The organism is Streptomyces sp. MB09-02B, from assembly GCF_033794485.1.
Taxonomy (GTDB): domain Bacteria; phylum Actinomycetota; class Actinomycetes; order Streptomycetales; family Streptomycetaceae; genus Streptomyces.
Genome location: NZ_JARGEE010000147.1, coordinates 1 through 19748, shown reverse-complemented (window position 1 = coordinate 19748; position 19748 = coordinate 1). Strand labels below are relative to the sequence as shown.

Below are 19748 nucleotides of genomic sequence, written 5' to 3'. Positions count from 1 at the left end.
GTCGGGGGGTCGGGGGATTCAGAGGGAACGGGGCGAGGGTTCGGGTCGCCGGAGAGCTCGGTCGGGCCGGTTCGGGGGCGAGTGCGGGTTGTTCGTGGCTCGTCGCGCCCACGCGGCGGAGCCGCAGATCGATACAGCCCCGCGCCCCGCCAGGGCACTCACGCGCCCACCCCGCGGCGGCCTACGCGACCGTGTACTGGCTGTAGCCGGCGATGCGGCCGTCCTTCACCTGGAGGACGCGGTCGCAGTGGGCGGCCACCTCGGCGTCGTGGGTGACCATGACGAGGGCGGCGCCCTGGTCGCGGGTGACCGAGGTGAGGAGGCGGATGACCTCCGCGCCGGTGGCCTGGTCGAGTGCGCCCGTGGGCTCGTCGGCGAAGACGACGTCGGGCTCCACGGCGAGGGCGCGGGCGATGGCGACGCGCTGGGCCTGGCCGCCGGAGAGCTGTCCGGGGCGTCGGTGTTCCAGGCCCGCGAGGCCGAGCGGGGCGAACCAGCGGCGGGCCCGCTTGACGGCCTGGCGCCGGGGTACACCCTCCAGCATCAGCGGGAGGGCGACGTTCTCCTCGGCCGGCAGCTCGGGCAGCAACTGGCCGAACTGGAAGACGAACCCGAACCGCCCCCGGCGCAGCGCGCTGAGCTTGTTCTCGCCCCAGTGGTCGATGCGTTCGCCGCGCAGCAGCACCTGACCGTCGTCGGGGCGGATGATGCCGGCGAGGGTGTGCAGGAGGGTCGACTTGCCGGAGCCGGACGGGCCCATGATGGCGAGGGACTCCCGCTCGGCGACCGCCACGTCCACGCCGGCCAGGGCGGTGGTGGGGCCGTAGTTCTTGACGAGGCCGTTGCCGGCCAGGACGGTGCTCATGACGGTGACGGGGCCTTTCGGTCGGACTGTCTGTCAGGAGGGCGCCAGAGCCCTCAGACGCGCTCGAACTTCCAGGTGACGCTGGAGGCGTCGGCCCTGACGACCGTGACGGGGATGGAGAGGTCCTTGCCGTCGCCGTCCTTCGCGGCGCACGTCACCTCGGTGCCGGCCACCGCCTTGAGGTCGGGGCACTTCAGCACGGACGCCTCGTCGCCGATCCAGGGCAGCGGGCTGTACTTGGACTGGGTGCGACCGGCGACGATGTTCCCGCTGAGCGCCTTCTGCCCGTCCACGGTGACGGTGGTGAACTTGTCGAGCCCGGTCGTGGACTCCGTACCGCTCACCGCGTAGGTGAGGGCTCCGCCGCCGACGGCCACGGCCGCCAGGGCCGCGCCGGTGATGAGGAGGGGCCTGCGTTCCATGGGGTGCTCCCGGTGGAGAGGGTGGAGAGTGGGGTGGGCTTGCGAGAGCCAACCTCTCCCGGCGGCGGGGGCGCCCGCCTCGGCCGAACGGTCAGGCTTCGTGCCCGGCCGGACTCGCCTCCTCGGCCGGACGGCCGATACGGCGAGCACCGGCGCTGCCTACTGTGATCCTCGTGAACCCTGTGCTCGACACCAAGGAACCCGCGGGCGGCGCGACCGGACGGCCGGTGCGCCCCGCCAGAGCGGGCTGTGTACGCGTCGGCGGTGTCGTGGCCCTGTTCGTGGCCTGCGTGTCCGACTTCCCCCTCCTGCAAGTGAACAGCGCCTCCTATCTGTGGCTGCACCTTCTCTCCCTGGTCGTCGGCCTCGCGGCCCTCCTGTGGCCCGAACGCCGCCGGCCGGCCTGGCTGACCCCGCAGGTCCGCGCCGGTGTACCGGGTCTCGCCGCCCTGACGAACGTGACGGTCCTCGTCGTGGCCGGGGAGATGGGGGGCTTCGGCCTGGGACAGGCGGCCCTGCTGCTGTGTCTGCTGGTCGTCGCCGTCCGCACCTGCCCGCCCGGCTGGGCGCTGGCCTGCGGGCTCCTCGACGGTTTCGCACTGGTCCTGCTTCCACTGCCCTACCTCGCCCTCGATCCGGGCGACGGCGGAAACATCGCCGCCGTCACGGTCCTGATGCTCATCGGCGGGATCGCGGCCGGCGTCGCCGTCTATCTGCGCACCCTGGACAACCGGCGGAACCAGATCGTCACCGAGACCCGCCGGGCCGAACGCCTCTCGATGGCCGCCGACCTGCACGACTTCGTCGCCCACCACGTCACCGGGATCCTGGTGCAGACCCAGGTCGCCCGGATGATGGCCGCCACCGAACCCGAGCGAAGCGAGACGGGGGTCCCCCCGGACCACGTCCGGGAGAGGCTCGACCCCGTCCTCGCGGGCATCGAGCGCGCCGCGACCGAGGCACTGGCCTCGATGCGCCGCACGGTCGGCGTGCTGCGCGACCACGAGGAGGCGGCGGCCGGGACCGGCGACCGGCGGCCGGTGGGGGATCTGGCGGGCGTCGACGAACTGGTGCGCGGCTTCGACGGTGTCGGCGGTGTCGACGGACGCGCCGCCGTGCTGCGGCACGACGGCTCCGTCCCCGACGACCTGCCGCACGAGGTGCAGGCCGCCGCCTTCCGTGTGGTGCAGGAGGCCCTGACCAACGTTCGCAGGCACGCCGCCGACGCCACCGAGGTCACCGTCGACCTCCGCCACGGGCGCGGCGGCCTGGAGGTCGTGGTCCGTGACGACGGGCGCGGCGGCGCGCGGCTGCCGGAGGCGGCCCGGGGCGGCGGCTTCGGGCTGGTGGGCCTCACCGAACGGGTCACCGCGCTCGGCGGCCGTATCCAGGCCCGCCCGCGCGAGCACGGCCCCGGGTGGGAGGTCGTCGCCGTGCTCCCGACCGCCCCCCGGAGCCGCCCGCTGAGCTGAACCTCCCGGCACGGCTGCCCGTATCCCCTCTCGGGGATGGCGGGAGACCGCGTGCACGGAAGGAGAACAGCGTGTCGAAACCGCCCGAACCGGGCCGGACGGCGAAGCGTCCCACGATCGAGCCGACCTACGTCATGCGCCGGCGCAGGACCGAGGCCCTGGCCGAGCTGTTGCGTGAGTTCGAGCAGTACAAGGGCACGAGCGCCCCCGACGACGAGTACGAGACCGTCGCCGTACCCCCGACAACGGCACCGGTCACGACGCCGCCGTCACCGCCACCGCCACCGACACCGCCGTCACCGCCACCGCCGCCGTCCGCACCGCCGCCCGCGGCCGAGCCGAAGCCCGCCCCCGAGCGGATCCTGCCCCGGACGGAGTACGAGACCGAGGAACTCCCCCCGGTCATGGTCGGCGAGGACTTCGGCTCGGGCACGGTCCCGCGCGACGAGGGGCAGCGGCGTCGGCAGCGGCGTCGGTCGGCCCCCGGTGGCGGATCGGGTCTCAAGCGCGCCGCCGTGGTCGTCGGCGTCGGCGCGGCCGCCCTGCTGGGCTTCGGTGCCGCCCTGCTCCTGCCCGGCGGCGACACGGAGAAGGAGGCACGTGCCGTCACCCCGACCGCGACCCCGTCGGCTCCCGCCGCCTCGGCGCCCGCACCGGACGACGGCGCCGACCCGGACGACGGCGCCGACCCGGACGGCCCCGGCACCCTGCGCGAGGGCGACCGCGGCCCCGAGGTCTCCGAACTCCAGCAACGGCTGCTCCGTATCCCGAACGTGTACGACAACGGCTCCACCTCGGGCGAGTACGACGTCGTACTGAAGGAGGCGGTGGCGCGCTTCCAGCTCTGGTACGGCATCCGGGGCGACGAAACGGGCGTGTACGGCAACGACACCCGCCAGGACCTCGAATCCCGCACGCAGCTCTAGCTTTCACGACACCCCCTCGGCCGCGGCGGGGGCCACGGACCCGGTACGTCACGCGCGTAGCCGGGTTGTTGCCCCGCCGGGGACGGACCATCCTGGCCATATGGTGACGAAGGCGTCCGGCGCGTCGCGGGCTGCCACGGCCGGTGAGGCGATGGCGGTGGTCGACGCGCGCGGCCTCGTCGCGGGGTGGAGCGAGGGCGCCCGGCGGCTCACCGGGTACACCGCCGAGGAGGTGACCGGAACGCCGGCGGCCGCCCTGGTCGACGGGGACGCGGCGGCGGTCTGGCGGACGCTGCTGACGCACGGCGACGCGGTGGTGGACCTGCGGTACCGGGACGGACGCCGGCAGAAGGTCGCGATGCGGATCTGCCCGGTGCGGGGCGTCGCGGGGGAGCGGCGACGGTTCGTCGTCCAGGCGACGCCCGATCCGACCGAGCGCGGCCTCGGCGAGCTGGCCTTCGCCCAGGCCTCGATGTCCATGTCCGTCTTCGACACCGGGCAGCGCTATCTGCGGATGAACGACTGGGCGTGCAAGGTCATGGGGCAGCCCGAGGAGGAGTTCCGGCACCAGTACTTCCCCGACACCGTGGAGGACGCCAAACACAGCCGGGGCTTCCTGCGCCATCTGGAGATCGTGGTGGAGACCGGGGAACCGGTCCGTTACGAGAGCTGGACCCGTTCGCCCTCCGGTCGCCGGATGCACGCGTGGACCTCCGAGATGTGGCCGGTGCGCGACCCCTCCGGAGAACTGATCGGCACCGCGCTCGCCGCGTTCGACAGCAGCGAGCAGTTCGCCGCCCGCCAGCGCCTGGCCCTGCTGAACGAGGCCGCCGGGTCCATCGGCACCAAGCTGGACGTCGTCAGGACCGCCCGTGAACTCGCCGAGCTGATCGTCCCCCGGCTCGCCGACTTCGCCAGCGTCGACCTCCTGGAGTCCGTCCTCCAGGGCGAGGAACCCGAGATGGGCCCCGTGGACGACGGCGTGCGACTGCGCAGGGCCGCCCACCACTCCGGTACGCCCGGTGTGCCGGAGGCGGCCATCGAGCTCGGCGCCGCCGACGTCTATCCGCCCTTCTCCCCGCCCGCCCGGGCCCTGCTCAGCGGCGAGCCGGTGCTCACCCGCACCGGCGAGCACCACCTCGACTCCTGGTTCGCCCAGCACGGCGCCCGCTCCGCCAAACTCCAGGAGGCCGACGATCACGACCTCTCGCTGATGGCCGTACCGCTGGTCGCGCGCGGCACGACCCTCGGTGTCGCCGTCCTCGTGCGGATCCTCACCCCCGAGCACCCCGACGCCTTCGACCAGGACGACGTGTCACTGGCCGAGGAGCTCTCCAGCCGTGCGGCCGTCTGCGTCGACAACGCCCGCCGCTACACCAGGGAACGCAGTACGGCGCTGGCGCTCCAGCGCAGCCTGCTGCCGAAGACGGTCGCCGGACAGGCGGCCGTCGAGTTCGCCTCCCGTTATCTGCCGGCGCTGTCGCAGGCCGGGGTGGGCGGGGACTGGTTCGACGTGATCCCGCTGTCCGGGACCCGGGTGGCGCTGGTCGTAGGCGACGTCGTCGGTCATGGCATCCACGCCTCCGTCACCATGGGCCGGCTGCGCACGGCCGTGTGGGCGCTCGCCGACGTCGACCTGCCCCCCGACGAACTCCTCACCCACCTGGACGACCTGGTCGAGCACCTCGCCGCCGGTGACGGCACCGGGGAGGGGGAGATCGGCGCGACCTGTCTGTACGCGGTCTACGACCCGGTGGACCGCAGCTGTTCGATCGCCTCGGCCGGGCACGTCCCGCCCGTGGTGGTGCGGCCCGACGGCGGCGTCGAGGTCGTCGAGGTGGTGGCCGGCCCGATGCTCGGCGTCGGTGGCCTCCCGTTCGAGGCGACGGAGCTCCAACTGCCCGAGGGCTCGGTCCTCGCCCTGTACACCGACGGTCTGGTCGAGGCCCGGGACCGGGACCTCGACACGGGCACCGCCGCCCTGTGCGCCGCGCTCCAGGCGCCGGTGGACGGTCTGGAGCGCGCCTGCGACACCGTACTGAAGGCACTGCTGCCCGAGACACCGGCCGACGACGTGGCCCTGCTGCTCGCCCGCACCCGCGCCCTCGACGCGGAACAGGTCGCCGTCTGGAACCTCACCGACGACCCGGCGCTGGTCGCCAACGCGCGCAAGCTCGCCACCGACCAGCTCAACCGCTGGGGCCTGGAGGAGGCCGTCTTCGTCACCGAACTCGTGGTCAGCGAACTCGTCACCAACGCCATCCGCTACGGCGGCGCTCCCATCCAGCTGCGCCTGATCCGCGACCGCACCCTCATCTGCGAGGTCTCCGACGCCAGCAGCACCTCGCCCCATCTGCGCCGGGCCCGCAGCTTCGACGAAGGGGGCCGCGGCCTGCTCCTGGTCGCGCAGCTCACCGACCGCTGGGGCAGCCGCCCGAGCGGCGCGGGCAAGACCATCTGGGCCGAGCAGGCGCTGCCCCCGGCCCTGTGAACGCCTGTCGGGGGCGGCGCACGCCACCCCCGACAGCCTTGCCCCCTACGGGAGTTACTTCTTCCGCAGGCGCACCGACACCCCGTGCGCCGTGAAGACCTGCTCGGCCGTCCAGCCGTCGACGGCCACGGAGACCTTCGAGAACCGGCCCTGCAGGGACCGCGCCCCGATCACCGCGACCGTGCTGCCGGACCGCGGCGCCTGCTTCGCGTCGAAGCGGACCACCAGCTCGCTGCCCCGCTCCAGGACCGCCCGCCCGTCCACCACGAGGGCGGCGTCGGAGCCCCGGTCCAGCGTCACGTCGAGGACACCGGCCTGCGCGTAGCCGCCGCGCACCCGGACGGTGTGGTCGCCGGTGGCCAGGGTGCCGCCCTTCACGCGGACGTCACCGCGGCCGAACGCCTCCTTCGAGCCCGCCGCGAGGACACCGGCCTCCACGACCGTGCCGCCCGTGTACCGGTTGGCACCGGCCAGCGTGAGCGTGCCGCTGCCCTTCTTGACGAGCCCCCCGCAGCCGTCGATGTCGTTGCGCCAGGTGTCGGCCGCGGCGAGACCACCGAGCGCGGCGTCCAGCGTGACGGTGACATCCGCGTCGAAGGCGCCGTAACCGTCCGCCGCCGCGAACAGGTTGAGCCGGCCCCACTGCTCCCAGCCGTCCAGCAGCACATAGCCCGAGGGCAGCGCGGTCGTGCGCAGCACCTCGCGCCGCTGCGCCGCGTCGAGGTACGGCAGTCGCGTCTCCAGCAGGACCTCGGCGCCCTTCGGCACGGTCAGGTCCTGGGACTTTCCGCGCCGGGTGAGCACGTACGTCAGCTTCGGCTCGACCGTGCGCAGGTTCGCCTTGGGGTCGGCGTACGGGTCGTCGGCGTCGGAGTGCGCGTACGCGAACAGCGTGTCGGCGGTCGTGCCCGTCTTCGCCTGGAAGTACTCGGCGGCCTGCTTGCGCGCGGCGGCCTTGAGCTCCGCGTTCTTCGGGTCGGCGAGCGCGGCCGCGGCCAGCGCGGTGGCCATGACCCGGCCGCCGAGGACGTCGACCGTGGAGTGCATGCCGGACATGATCCGGGTGTGGCTCAGCTCGAAGGCGCGGGTCACGATCTCCTGGAACCGCTCCGGCACCGCGTACGCGAACGCCAGTGCCGCCAGGTGGAAGGCGTTGGTGTGGCCGCTGGGGAAACCGCCGTCCTCGGCAGCGTTCTCGCCGCGCTGACGCAGCAGCTGCTTCACGACGACGACCTCGGAGTCGTAGACCGGGAACCCGAGCTCGTCCGTGGCTCCGGTGTCGACGACCTCGCTGTCCTCGTTCATCCGCCACGGACGCGGGTACTGGAACGTGAACTTGGCGGGGTTGCCGGATGCGAACGGGCCGCGCACGGTGTCGACGAGCCTGGCGACCTGGCCGAGGTCGGAGTCGTACGAGCCGGCGCCCAGCGCGGAGCCGGCGGGCGCGTCGGCGGGCACGGCGTCGTTGATCTTCGTCGCCGGTATGCCCTCCGGGGCGGCGGTGATCGAGGTGACCGCCTTGGCGCCCGAGCGGTACAGCTCCGCCAGCGGGCCGAGCGCGCCGATCATCGCGTAGCTCTGGTGCTGCCGGTCGTAGACGAACGCCTCGCGGGCCTGTGCCTCGGTGCGGCGGTTGGTCAGGCGCGCGCAGTAGCGCATGTTGGCGCGCAGGATCTCCGGCAGCAGCGGGGTGCCGGTGTTCCAGGCGTCGCCGGTCTTCCAGATCTCGGCGAAGCCGCCGAGCGCCCGGACCACGGCATTGGTCTCGGGGGTCCGGTTCGCCGTGATGTTGGTCGTGTAGTCGTCGACGAACGCCGCGAACGCGGTGGCGGCCTTGGCCTCGGGGGCCTGCCAGAGGTTCGCGACGGTCGGAGCGGCGATCAGGCCGGCCGAGACGCCGAGGGAGTTCCTGAGGAAGACACGGCGGTTGAGCGTGTGGTGCCCGGCAGATGACGGCATGGGGCGCCGCTCCTTTCGCGGTGGGTTGAACGGGTGCGGGCTGAGCGTGGATTTGACGAATGACCGGTACGTGTCCGGTCGGCGACCGGCATGTGATCAGCGGGTGGCCGGTCGGAGGAGAGTACGTGAGAGTGCCAACGCCCCCTCGACCGGGGGCACTTGGAGCACATGCGGTCGCGCGGACGGTACAGCGTCGGCGAGTGCTTCGGCGAATGCCGAGTACAGGGCGGGCCGGGAGAGGATCGTCCCGCCGGCCACCACCACGTCGTCGACGGGCACCCGGCGGGCGTCGAGCCGCGCCACGAGCGAGGCGAGCGCGCGGCCCCCGTCGGAGATCACCCGGCGGGCGAGTGCCGAGCCCTCCTCGGCGGCCTCGAACACCTCGGGGGCGTGCCGGCCCCAGTCGGCGGACATCGCCGTGGCGGCCTCCAGCGCCCCGCCGAGGGCCGGTACCTCGCTCACCCCGAAGGAGGCGACGAGCCGGCCGGCGAGCGCGTCGGGCGCCTCCCCCCTGTCGTGCGCGGCCCAGACGGCACGGCACGCCTCCCGGACCAGACCGGCGGCGCCTCCCTCGTCACCGAGAACCGCGCCCCAGCCGCCGACCTGCACCGACGTTCCGTCGGCGGTCCGGCCGACGGCCACCGAACCGGTGCCCGCGACCAGCCCCACCCCCCTGTCGAAGCCGGCGGCGGGAGCCAGCAGCTCGGCGTCGCCCACCACCAGGCACGGCACCTGAAGCCGTTCCTGGAGGGCGAGACGTATCCCCTCGCACTGCCGGGGCGTCTCGCAGGCATGGGCGCCGACGGCCACGGCGGAGGCGGGGGTGTGCGCGGGCAGCACCTCCTCGACCAGCGTGGCCAGCCATGCGGTCGCGGCCGCCGGGTCGTGCGGCCGCCAGCCACGGCTGGTGCGGATGTGGTCGGCGACGGACTCCGTCCCCGCGACAGCACGGAGATGGGTCTTGGTGCCGCCCACGTCGATACCGACCGCGACGGGCCTTGAGTCCGGCACGTGAGGCCTCTTTCGTCGTTGCGTTGCGATGGCGCAGCGACGGCTGGGCGAAACCGTGCCTGGACACACAGGGTCTGTGGGGGGTGCTCGTGAGGCCCCGGGACGGGCCTCTGGCGATGCGGTAGGCGAGTACCGCTTGACTTCGTTAGGAAATTAACTAACGAATAAGGGTGCGTCAAGGGTTACGACGCCGGACACCGCACGACCGTGCGGCCGCATGATCGCGGTACGACTGGGGAGAGCATGCAACTGAGCGAGAGCGCCCGCGCTGTCTTCGCCGTACTGGCCGCGTCGAGCACAGCCACCCGCCCGCAACTGGCCACCGGGGCGCGCCTTTCCAAGCCGACCGTCTCCACCGCCGTGGCCGAGCTGGAGGCGGCCGGTCTGGCCGCACGCTCGGGCACCCTCAACGGAGGAACCGGCAGGTCAGCGGCCGTGTACGACCTCGGTCTCGCCGCCGGGGCGGTCCTCGCCGTCGACCTCGGCCCGAGCGTCACCCGGGTCCGGGTCTGCGCCCTGGACGGCACCCTGCTGGCCGAGGGCACCGGGCTGCGGGCGGAGACCGTCGACGTGGTCGCGGACGCCCTCTCGGGGCTGTCGCCCGGGGCGCCGCTGCGCGCCATCGTCGTCGCCGTCGGCGATGTCACCGTCCAGAGCCGGGAGGGCACGGCCGTACGACCCGCCACCGCCAAGGCGGGTCCCATCTTCGACGCCCTGACCGTGGCCCTCCCGCCCGGCGTGCCCGTGCACGTCGAGAACAACGTGAACTGCGCCGCCCTCGCCGAGCTGCACGAAGGCGCGGCCCGGGGCCGGGACACCTTCGGCTATCTGCGGATCGGCGTCGGCATCGGTCTCGGTGTGGTCATCGGCGGCCAGGTGCTGCGCGGCGCGAACGGCGCCGCCGGTGAGGTGGCCCGGCTGCCCTACCCGTGGGACGCGGACCGGGAACCCCGCCACGAGGGCCTGGAGGCGCACATAGGGGCGGGTTCCCTGCTGCGCCGGGCGGCGGACGCCTGGCGGGGCGCGGACGGAGTGTGCCCCGACACCGTCGACGGACTGTTCGCGCTGGCCGAGGAGGGACACGCCACGGCCTGCGCCGTCGTCGGCCGGCACGCCGCCGACGTGGGACGACTGGCCGCGGCGGCGACCGCCGTGCTGGACCCGGGCCTGATCGTGCTGGGCGGTGCGGTCGGCTCCAAGCCCCGCCTGCTGCCCGGCGTACGGGCCGAACTGGCCCGGCTGAGCTGGCCCACCGAGGTGGTGAGCAGTGCGCTCGGCGACAGCGGCACCGTCGTGGGGGCCAGCCGCCTGGCCGTGGCCCGGGGAATCCAAACCGTGACCGGAGGCGCGGGGGTGAAGCATTGACGGACTCCACCGGCATCTGCCAATGTCCGGACAAGCGCTTTCTAAGTCGGCCGGGACGCCGACTTGGGGCGAGCCATCCCGCCCGTACGCGACGTACGGCAACCGCACGAGGGCGTGCCCGTGCGGTGGCAGCCAGAACGGCTGGGGACCCCGCCCCGCGTGGACGACGCGGCCGGGCGAGGCCGCGCCCGGAGAGCGACGTTTCCTGCAAACTGCACCCGTGCCGCCTCGGTCGGCGCCGTGCTCTGTCCCCATACGACGAAACAAGGGATCAAAGATGACCACTGTGGGTGTGCGGCGCTCCCGCCGACTCGGCCGCGGCGGTATGCGCCGCCTGGTTCCCCTCACTGCCGGTGTCTCGGCGGCCGCCCTGCTGCTCTCCGCCTGCGGAGGGGAAGCCGACTCGGGCGGTACCTCCAAGTCGCTGACGTTCTGGATCTCCACGGTTCCGGGGCAGGACGCCGGCTGGAAGAAGATGGTGGCGCAGTACGAGAAGGAGACGGGCGTCAAGGTCAAGCTCGTCAACATCCCCTACGACGGCTACGCGACGAAGCTGCGCAACTCCGCGCAGGCCAACTCGCTGCCCGACGTGGCGGCCGTGCCGGCGTTGGACCCGATCTGGTCGAACAAGCTGATCGACCTCAGCGAGATCGCCAACAACAAGACGAACAAGATCAACGCCAACTTCGTCGCCAAGGACTCCTCCGGGAAGGTGCTGTCCATCCCCTCGGACGTCACCGCGTCCGGCATGTTCATCAACAAGTCGCTGTTCGAGAAGGCCGGCGTCGACTACCCGACCTCGCCCGACAAGACCTGGTCCTGGGACGAGTTCATCAAGGCGGCGAACGAGGTCCGGGAGAAGACCAAGGCCAAGTACTCCCTGACCTTCGACCAGTCGCCGTCCCGGCTGCGCGCCATGGTCTACGAGATGGGCGGCAAGTACGTCCACGCCGACGACTCCGGCAAGTTCTCGGTGGACGCGGCGACCAAGAAGGCCGTGAAGACCTTCGTCGGCTGGAACGACGACAAGACCATGCCGAAGTCGGTGTGGACCAGCGGCGCCGACCCGTCGGCCATGTTCCAGAGCGGTGACGTCGTCGCCTACTGGTCCGGCGTGTGGCAGGTCGCCGCCTACTCGGAGAGCATCACCAAGTTCGAGTGGGCGAGCGTCCCGACCCCCGCCCAGCCGGTGCAGGCCAGTGACGTCAACAGCGGTGGTATGACGGTCGGCTTCAACAACAACGCCGACGCGGCCGAAGCCGCGAAGAAGTTCCTGTCCTGGCTGTACGAGCCCGACCACTACAAGACGCTGTGCGAGACGTCCGGCTTCCTGCCGGTCGAGAGCGGTCTGAACCCGAAGTACCCCTTCAAGTCCGAGGCGGCGCAGGCGGCGTTCAAGCTCTACAACGAGTCCATCCCGCTCTACGACCCCATCTCGGGCTACTTCAACAGCGCGCAGACGAACTGGGTGCTGAAGGGCAAGAGCCTCGCCGACGACCCGACCAAGGCGGAGCTCGGCAAGGCGATCAACGGCGAGCAGTCGTCCGACAAGGCCCTGCAGAACATCGTCGACGGCTACAACACGCAGGTCGGCGGCTGATCACGGACCGGCAGTCCCGGGCGGCGGAGTCCCGACCCCGCCGCCCGGGCCCGCGGACCCCACCCACGTGATGCCGGGCTCATGGCCTGAGCCTCCAGGAACCCATTCCACCAGCACGGAGTCAGGAAGATGACCAAACGCGCCCCGGACGCTTCGGACGTGTCCGTGAGCCCGCCCAGGAGACGAAGCAAGTACACCCTCGCACCGCTCGTCCTCATCTCGGGCAACGTCGTGCTCTTCGCGCTGTTCTTCGTCTGGCCGGCGGTGATCGGGCTCGTCTACTCCTTCACGAACTACACGGGCGTGGGGGCGTTCCAGTTCGTCGGACTGGACAACTACCAGAAGCTGCTCGGGGACTCGACCTTCTACGCCGCGACGACCCGCACGCTGCTGTACACCGTGCTCTTCGTCCCGCTGAACTTCGTGCTCTCGCTGCTCATCGCCAACGTGCTGGTGAGCAAGAACGCCAAGGGCTCGTCGGTCGCCCGCATCTTCTTCTTCATCCCGTGGCTGCTGTCGCCCATCATCGTGGGTGTCCTGTGGCGGTGGCTGTTCGGTGAGAACTTCGGACTGGTCAACTACTTCATCGAGAAGGTCGGCGGAAGCGCCGTTCCCTGGCAGTCGAACGCGGACCTGTCACTGCTCGTGGTCGTGGTGGCGGCGGCCTGGGCCTGGACGGGCTTCTCCATGCTGCTGTTCATCGCGGCGATCAAGAACGTCCCGACGTCGTACTACGAGGCGGCCGCGCTCGACGGCGCCGGTCCGTGGCGCCAGTTCTTCAGCATCACCCTGCCGAGCATCGCCCCCACGTCCTTCATCGTCATCCTGCTCAACACGATCCACGCGATGAAGGAATACGCGGTGTTCGCGTCCCTCAACAACGGCGGCCCCGGAACGTCGAACAACCTGCTGGTCCAGTACATCTACCAGACGGGGTTCAAGTCGGGCCAGATCGGCTACGCGAGCGCCGCGTCGTTCGTGCTCATGCTCATCCTGATGGCCGTCGCGATCATCCAGATGATGGTGAACCGGCGGGTGGAGAACCGATGACAACCACAGACATGCCTCGCAAGGTCGACGCCGGGCCCGCACGACCTGTCCGCAAGAAGCGCTCCGGCGGCTCGGCCACCGGTGGGCTTCGGCGCGCGCTGGCCCCGACGACCCTGCTGTGGGTCCTCGCGGCCCTCTACGGGGTGCCGGTGCTGTGGTTCGTCCTCAGCTCCCTCAAACCGGCGGGAGACCTGTTCTCCCTTCCGCTGACGGTGTTCCCCGACGACCCCACCCTGTCGGGTTACAAGGAGGCGTGGGCGAGCGCCAACTTCTCCGGGTACTTCATCAACACGGCCATCGTGTGTGTGATCGCGACGATCCTCACGGTGGGCGTCAGCTGCTGCACCGGGTACGCGCTGGCCAAGTACGACAACAAGTGGCTGAAGGCGTTCTTCCTCTGCATCCTGGCCACCACGATGCTGCCGGCCGAGGTCATGCTCGCCCCGCTGTTCCTGGTCGTCCGCGACCTCGGCTTCTACAACTCGCTCTCCGGCATCATCCTCCCGGCCCTGCTCACCGCGACCGGCTGTTTCATGTTCCGCCAGTTCTTCCTGACGGTCCCCGACGAACTCATCGAGGCCGCCCGCATCGACGGCGCGAAAGAGCTGTCGATCTTCCTGCGGATCATGGTGCCGCTCTCCCGGCCCATCATGCTGACGCTCGCCATCCTGTCGTTCCAGTGGAGGTGGAACGACTACATCTGGCCGCTGCTGATGCTGAACGACCCCGAGAAGTTCACGGTGCAGATCGGCATCCAGAGCCTCGTCGGCGCGCAGAACATCAACTGGTCGGTGCTGCTCGGCGGTTCGGTCATCTCCATGGTCCCGCTGATCGTCGTCTTCCTGGTGTTCCAGAAGTACGTCATGAACGCCGACATCAACGCCGGACTGAAGGACTGACCTTGCCCTCCGCGCTCGACCACGAGTTCGTCCGGTCGGCGGCCCGCGCGGCCGACCGGTCGGCCGGCCCGCTCGCGGCCGACCCCGACGGTGAACCCGCCGGTGTGCCGCACCGTGGTCTGGCGCGGCGGGTGAAGACGCTGGTCGCGGCCTACCGTTCCCCGGACTCGGCCCTGCACGGCAGCGAGCGGGCCGTCGCTGCCGCGCTGACTCACCTGCGCGCCCTGCGGGCCGTGCAGACGGCCTCCGGCCTCTTCGCCGGCGGCGACAACGTGCAGTCGCCGCCGGACTCCGCCTTCACCGTCAACGACGTGTGCGACGCGTACGTCCTCGCCGCCGGCGGGGGACGGGAACTGCGTGAGGTCACGGCCGTGCTCGCCGACATCGCGGGCGCCGCCTCCGCCAGTCTCCTGACCGGTGGGGTGCACACCCCGAACCACCGCTGGGAGCTGAGCGCGGCGCTGGCCCGGCTGCACCGGTCGTTCCCCGACGACCGGCTGCTCGACCGGGTCGAGCAGTGGCTCGCCGAGGGCGTCGACATCGACGCGGACGGCCTGTACTCGGAACGCAGCGCCGTCTACGCCTCAATCGTCACCAACCCGGCGCTGCTGTTGCTGGCCGAGGTGCTCGGGCGTACCGACCTGCTGGACGCCGTCGAACGCAACCTCGCCACGACCCTGGACCTGATCAGGCCGGACGGCATGGTGGAGACCGTCCACTCGCGCCGCCAGGACCAGAAGCTTTCGTTCGCGCTGTGGCCCTACCTGCCGCACTACCGGCTGCTCGCGATCCGTACCGGCCGGGGCGACTTCGCCCGCGCGGCCCGCCTGGCGGCCGCCGACGGCATCAAGGACCCCGACCTGCTCGCCCAGACCCTCCTCACCCCGGATCTGTGCCGCGCCCTGCCGGCCCCGGACGCGGAGAAGCTCCCGCGCGACCGGTACCTCCCCACCGCACGCCTCGCCGCACACGTCTCGGCCACCGCGCACACCGTGGTGTACGGCGGCTCCGACGTGCCCGAGCACCGGCGCATCCGCTCGGGCCTCGCCTGCAACCCCACCTTCCTGCGCCTGTTCGCCGGTGCCGCCGTCCTCGACGCGGTCCGCCTCTCGCGGGTGTTCTTCGACCTGGGCCCGTTCCGTGCCGCCGACATGGAACACCTCGCCGACAACCGGTACCGGCTCACCCAAACCCTCACAACCGCCTACTACCAGCCGCTCCCGAAGGACCGGAGGCGCGACGACGGCGCCTACCGCCTGGTGGACGAGGGCCGCTTCTCCGCGGCGATGGCCTTCCCCGACCGCCCCCAGGACGAGGTCTCCCACACGACCCGAGTCGAGGTCGACCTGCGGGAGGACGGGGCTGACCTGCGGATCGACATCAGCGGCCCATCGGTGCCCTGGGCCCTCGAACTGACCTTCCGGCCGGGCGGCGAGCCGCAGGGCGCCGTACCGCTCGGCGACGGAAGCTGGTGCCTGACGACCGAGCCGTTGACCTACCGCGTCGGCGACGACGAGATCCGGGTCGAGGCCGATGTCGAGGCAGGAGAACCGCTCGCCGGGCCGGACCGGAGCGACATACTCCGGTACGACCCGGGTCAGGACCACACCGTGGTGGGCGGCACCGACGCGACGACCGGGAACCGCGTCTACATAGGTGGGATCGGCCCACAGACACTGACCGTCGCACTGCGTGCCCGCCGGCCCGCGCCCGCCGTGTGACCCCGACGAACCACTCCATGGCCACCCCAGGCATGAAGGACTGATCCCCGTGCGCCCCACGCCCCCTCCCGTGCATCTCCCGCGCCAGCTCGACCCGTTGCACGACCTGCCGGACAGCCCCGAGGCGTACGACGCGGTCCTCGCCGACGTCGTCGAACAGGCCCTGGAACGGATCACCCCTGAGGGCAACCTCGAACACCCCGACTGCGTCGACGACATCGGCGACACCTCGCTCGGCATCACCTCGCTGCTGGCCCTCGCCTGGCAGCGCACCAAGGACCCGCGCCTGCCGGAGGCGGTCGGCCGCAGCACCGACTTCCACCTCCGGGAGCGTGTCTTCACCGACGACAACCCCGGCTACCCCAACCTGCGGGTACGCGACTCGGGCTTCCCGTACGCCCGTTACACCCTGGCGTCCGGTGCCCATCCCATCGGCGACTGGCCGAGCACGGTGTGGGCGCTGCTGCAGGCGGTCGACCTGCTCGACCTCGCCGAGGGTCTGCTCACCGACGAACAGACCGCCGCCCTGCGGGAGATGAGCCGCGGCTACTGGCGCTGGCTCACCGAGGCGACCTTCTTCAACCCGCAGGAGGCCGGCAACCAGGCCATCGGCTGCGTGGTCGGCGGCCTGATGCTCGCCCGCCACCTCCCCCCGGAGGAGGGGGCCGAGGTCCGGGCCCGCGCGATCGCCCTCTACACCGACGAGATCCGCGCCCACCGGGTACGCGACCGGGGCGCCCTCCTCCCGCCCGAGCACGGCGGTGCCTGGGACAACAACTACGGCCCGATCTCCCTGTCCTTCCTCGCCCAGGCCCACCGGGTCAGCGGCGAAGAGATCTTCGCCGCGGACGGGGAGACGGTCGCCCGCTACCTCGACGCGCGCCTCACGGTCGGCGGCTTCGACAACGGCGGCCCCCGCTACAGCGAACAGCACTCCGGCTTCGAGTCCGTGCTCGGCCTGCGCTACTTCGGCCACCGCGTCGCCGCCGACCTCGGCCGCTACCGGGGCGACACCCGATGGGGCCGGCACGCGGTCAAGTCGGACGGCGGCGTCGACGGCCACTTCGCGTGGATGCTGGTCTGGCAGATCCAGGACACCACGCCCTGGCACCGCACCCCGTCGACGGAGCCGGTCCGGCACCAACTGCGCGCCGGCCGGGTCTCGGTCGCCTTCGACTCGAGGATGACGCCCTCCCTGGTCGAGGCCGACGGGACGTACTTCCTCCCCGCCGCCGTCAACCGCCAGCACGGCTTCGGACCGGTCGTCGACGGCTTCCTGCTCTGCCGCCCCATGGGCGAGACCCGGGTCCGGGACGTCCGCGCCCACGGCCTCACGGCCAAGCTCGTCACCAAGCCCGTCGTCACCCGCGACCACGTCCTGCGGCACGTCCGGTCCCTGTACGTCACCGACGGCACCCGACTGTGGACCACGGTCGTCGTCGAACGCCTGCCCGGCGAGCCGTACCTCCTCGCCGGACTGCCGTACGTGGCGGACAGCGCCGAGGGCCTGCGCCGGATCGCGGACGCCGCCGTGACCTCCGCCGGGGACCTGTGGCTGACCCATCCGGCCGCCGAGGGCCCGGAGTTCTTCGACGCCCGCGCCGACACCACCCAGGAACGCGCCGCCTTCGCCCTCGCCGCCGACCCGCGCGGCTACGGAAACCCCGACGAGGGCTGGTCCCACCTGGTCGCCTCCACCGCCGTCGAGGCCACCCCCGCACCGGGGGCGCCGGACGACCTCACCGTCTTCGCCGTCCGCTACGGCGGCTCCGGCGAGGTCTTCGATCCCACCTTCGACCGCGTCGCGGAGGGGCTGAGGGTCCGCACGGAGGCCTTCACAGCCGTGATCGGCGACCCGGCGGGCGACCACCGGGGCGAACCGACACTGTCCCTGCGAGCCTGACCCTCCGCGCCTGGCCACCCGCCCGTCCCCAGGCCCCCGAGCCGGCAGCCCGACGTTCCTGACGACGTCGGGCTGCCTCGTTCTCGGGCCCGTCCCTACGCCCCCGCCTCCACCGCGGGCATCGCCGACTCCGGCGCCACCAGATCCGCGTACGGCCTGGTCGACGCCACCAGCTCCGCGTTGCGCTCGTCCGTGCGGAGCACCCAGGCGACCGCCTCGTCATGCCCCTTGCCGAACTCCTCGTGGCGGGCCACCAGACGACGGACGCGTTCGGCCTCGTCGAGATCGCAGAACCACACCTCGTCCAGGTGGGAGCGGACCCGCGACCACGGTTCGCCGTTCACCAGCAGGTAGTTCCCCTCGGTGACGACCAGACGCGCGGACGGCGGGACCGGGATCGAGCCCGCGATCGGCTGCTCCAGGGTCCGTTCGAAGCCCGGCGCGTACACGACGTCGTCCTCGTCGCCCCGCAACCGCTCCAGCAGGGCCGCGTACCCCGCCGCGTCGAACGTGTCCGGCGCGCCCTTGCGGTCCCGGCGGCCCAGGCGGTCGAGCTCCACGTCCGCCAGATGGAAACCGTCCATGGGGACATGGGCGACCCAGGGCTCGCCGCCGCCGTTGAGCGCCCGGGTCAGCCGCTCGGCCAGGGTGGTCTTCCCCGCGCCGGGGCCGCCGGCGATCCCGAGGAGGGCACGGCGGTCGGGACGGGCCAGGGCAGCGGCCCGGCGCAGCAGGTCGTCGAAGGTCACAGGCATGAGGAAGACGGTAGACCCGTCGGCGTACTCGGGCCCGGACCGGGCAGACGACCCCTGCTGTGGCTCGGAGAGAGGAAAGCGGAAGGTGCCCATGCGTGCGAGACCCTGGTCGGAGCCGGACGGCGACGACGAGGCGGTGCGGGAGGAACTGGCGCGGCTGCGCGCCGAGGTACGACAGCTGCGCACCCGGATGGAGGGCCGCCCGCTGATCGCCCAGGTCCAGGGCATGCTGCGGGAGCGCTACGCCCTGCCGGACGCCGAGACCGCCTTCGCGCTGCTCCAGCGGGCCTCGCAGCAGTACAACGTCAAGCTGCGCACCCTCGCCGAGGCGGCCGTGAGCGTCCCGCGTCCGGATCCCCGCGGCGCGCTGTGGTTCCCCGGCCGGGCCCGGCACGCGGAGCCGGCGCTCAGCTACGCGGAGGCACGCGACCGCCGCGTCGGACGCGGCAACCGGAGCGAGGTCCTGACGGCCGTCCTCAGCCAGGCCCTAGCCGTCGTCGGCACCGACATGGGCAACGTCCAGATCGCCGACCGCACCGAGGGCGGACTGCGCATCGAACGGCACACGGGACACACGGCCGACTTCGTCGACTTCTTCGCGTACGTCGGCGAGGAGGGCACCTCCTGCGCCAAGGCCGCGCGGGACGTCGCCCAGGTCACCGTCCAGGACGTGGCGACGGACCCGGTGTTCACCGAGGACGCCCGCGCGGCGATCCTGCGCGCGGGCAGCCGCGCCTGCCACAGCGTGCCCCTCACCACCTCCTCCGGACTGTGCGTGGGCATGGTCTCCGCCCACTTCGAACGCCCGCTCAAGGGGTTGACGCGCGCTCAGCTCAAGGCGCTCACCGTCGCGGCCGCGGAGACCGGCGAGTGGCTCGCCTGGTACGACCGGACCGTCGTCCTGGACGCCCTGGAACACCTCCACACCCTCGGCCGCGCGCACGGCGGCGGCAGCATCACCCGCCGATGACCGGGTTCTTACCCGCCCGCCACACTGACGCCCGCCCCGCTGGGAACCCCCACCTCATGACAGAGACGACCCAACTCACCGAACTGGGCCTGCCCGAGCGGATCCGCGCCTGCCTCTTCGACCTCGACGGAGTGATCACCAAGACGGCCGTCGTGCACGCCGCCGCGTGGCGGAAGGCCTTCGACGAGTTCCTGCGCCGACGCGACGGCGACGCCTTCCGGCCCTTCGACCCCGCCGCCGACTACGACCAGTACGTCGACGGGCTGCCCCGCGCCGACGGCGTCCGCACCTTCCTGGCCTCCCGGGACATCCACCTCCCCGACGGCACCCCCGACGACC

The 19748-nt window shown here is 72.1% G+C and carries 15 protein-coding genes and 1 pseudogene; 11 read left to right on the top strand and 5 right to left on the bottom strand.

Translation table 11 applies throughout. The features are described 5' to 3' along the window. Window positions 1-181 precede the first annotated feature (181 nt). Both P1P70_RS21225 and P1P70_RS21220 read right to left on the bottom strand, forming a co-directional pair. Window positions 182-865 (bottom strand): ABC transporter ATP-binding protein, encoded by a 684-nt coding sequence (locus tag P1P70_RS21225; RefSeq protein ID WP_319240116.1) that lies wholly within the window; start codon window positions 863-865, stop codon window positions 182-184. Between the two features lie 53 nt (window positions 866-918). Further along, window positions 919-1287 carry a hypothetical protein gene (locus P1P70_RS21220; protein WP_319240114.1) on the bottom strand — a complete coding sequence of 123 codons (369 nt, stop codon included), beginning with the start codon at window positions 1285-1287 and terminating at the stop codon, window positions 919-921. 173 nt (window positions 1288-1460) lie between these two features. On the opposite strand from P1P70_RS21220, the gene P1P70_RS21215 reads away from it, so the two are divergent. The 3 genes from P1P70_RS21215 to P1P70_RS21205 all read left to right on the top strand — a co-directional run bounded on the left by P1P70_RS21215 (window position 1461) and on the right by P1P70_RS21205 (window position 6176). Then, complete coding sequence (locus P1P70_RS21215; protein WP_319240112.1) at window positions 1461-2759, top strand: sensor histidine kinase; 1299 nt, start codon at window positions 1461-1463, stop codon at window positions 2757-2759. Between the two features lie 71 nt (window positions 2760-2830). Continuing rightward, entirely contained in the window at window positions 2831-3685 is an 855-nt protein-coding gene (locus P1P70_RS21210) for a peptidoglycan-binding domain-containing protein (protein ID WP_319240110.1), read from the top strand. A gap of 100 nt (window positions 3686-3785) precedes the next feature. Continuing rightward, window positions 3786-6176, top strand: a complete 2391-nt coding sequence (locus P1P70_RS21205; RefSeq protein WP_319240108.1) for a SpoIIE family protein phosphatase — start codon at window positions 3786-3788, stop codon at window positions 6174-6176. A gap of 54 nt (window positions 6177-6230) precedes the next feature. Here P1P70_RS21205 and P1P70_RS21200 read toward each other — a convergent pair whose 3' ends face one another. After that, on the bottom strand, window positions 6231-8135 hold the full coding sequence (locus tag P1P70_RS21200) for a phosphatase PAP2 family protein (RefSeq protein ID WP_319240106.1): 1905 nt from the start codon (window positions 8133-8135) through the stop codon (window positions 6231-6233). Between the two features lie 96 nt (window positions 8136-8231). Further along, window positions 8232-9146: a BadF/BadG/BcrA/BcrD ATPase family protein gene (locus P1P70_RS21195; RefSeq protein ID WP_319240104.1), complete on the bottom strand. Its 915-nt coding sequence runs from the start codon at window positions 9144-9146 to the stop codon at window positions 8232-8234. A 243-nt stretch (window positions 9147-9389) separates the two neighbouring features. Here P1P70_RS21195 and P1P70_RS21190 point away from each other — a divergent pair, with 243 nt between their 5' ends. From P1P70_RS21190 to P1P70_RS21165, 6 genes are all read left to right on the top strand, one after another. Next, complete coding sequence (locus P1P70_RS21190; RefSeq protein WP_319240101.1) at window positions 9390-10511, top strand: ROK family protein; 1122 nt, start codon at window positions 9390-9392, stop codon at window positions 10509-10511. A gap of 277 nt (window positions 10512-10788) precedes the next feature. After that, the gene (locus P1P70_RS21185; protein ID WP_319240099.1) at window positions 10789-12111 is read left to right on the top strand and encodes an ABC transporter substrate-binding protein; all 1323 of its coding nucleotides are present in this window, start codon (window positions 10789-10791) and stop codon (window positions 12109-12111) included. Between the two features lie 129 nt (window positions 12112-12240). Beyond that, on the top strand, window positions 12241-13161 hold the full coding sequence (locus tag P1P70_RS21180; RefSeq protein ID WP_319240097.1) for a sugar ABC transporter permease: 921 nt from the start codon (window positions 12241-12243) through the stop codon (window positions 13159-13161). Then, complete coding sequence (locus P1P70_RS21175; protein ID WP_319240095.1) at window positions 13158-14060, top strand: carbohydrate ABC transporter permease; 903 nt, start codon at window positions 13158-13160, stop codon at window positions 14058-14060. The genes P1P70_RS21180 and P1P70_RS21175 overlap by 4 nt, the downstream gene beginning before the upstream one ends. Before the next feature lie 2 nt (window positions 14061-14062). Continuing rightward, window positions 14063-15781 (top strand): hypothetical protein, encoded by a 1719-nt coding sequence (locus tag P1P70_RS21170; protein WP_319240093.1) that lies wholly within the window; start codon window positions 14063-14065, stop codon window positions 15779-15781. 70 nt (window positions 15782-15851) lie between these two features. Next, the gene (locus P1P70_RS21165; protein WP_319240091.1) at window positions 15852-17684 is read left to right on the top strand and encodes a hypothetical protein; all 1833 of its coding nucleotides are present in this window, start codon (window positions 15852-15854) and stop codon (window positions 17682-17684) included. Between the two features lie 95 nt (window positions 17685-17779). Here the strand turns inward: P1P70_RS21165 and P1P70_RS21160 are convergent, their stop codons facing one another. Next, the gene (locus P1P70_RS21160) at window positions 17780-18439 is read right to left on the bottom strand and encodes a nucleoside/nucleotide kinase family protein (RefSeq protein WP_319240089.1); all 660 of its coding nucleotides are present in this window, start codon (window positions 18437-18439) and stop codon (window positions 17780-17782) included. Window positions 18440-18530: 91 nt separating this feature from the next. Here P1P70_RS21160 and P1P70_RS21155 point away from each other — a divergent pair, with 91 nt between their 5' ends. Beyond that, entirely contained in the window at window positions 18531-19409 is an 879-nt protein-coding gene (locus P1P70_RS21155) for an ANTAR domain-containing protein (protein ID WP_319240087.1), read from the top strand. A 56-nt stretch (window positions 19410-19465) separates the two neighbouring features. After that, a pseudogene (locus tag P1P70_RS21150) lies at window positions 19466-19748 on the top strand (hypothetical protein); the annotation flags it as partial.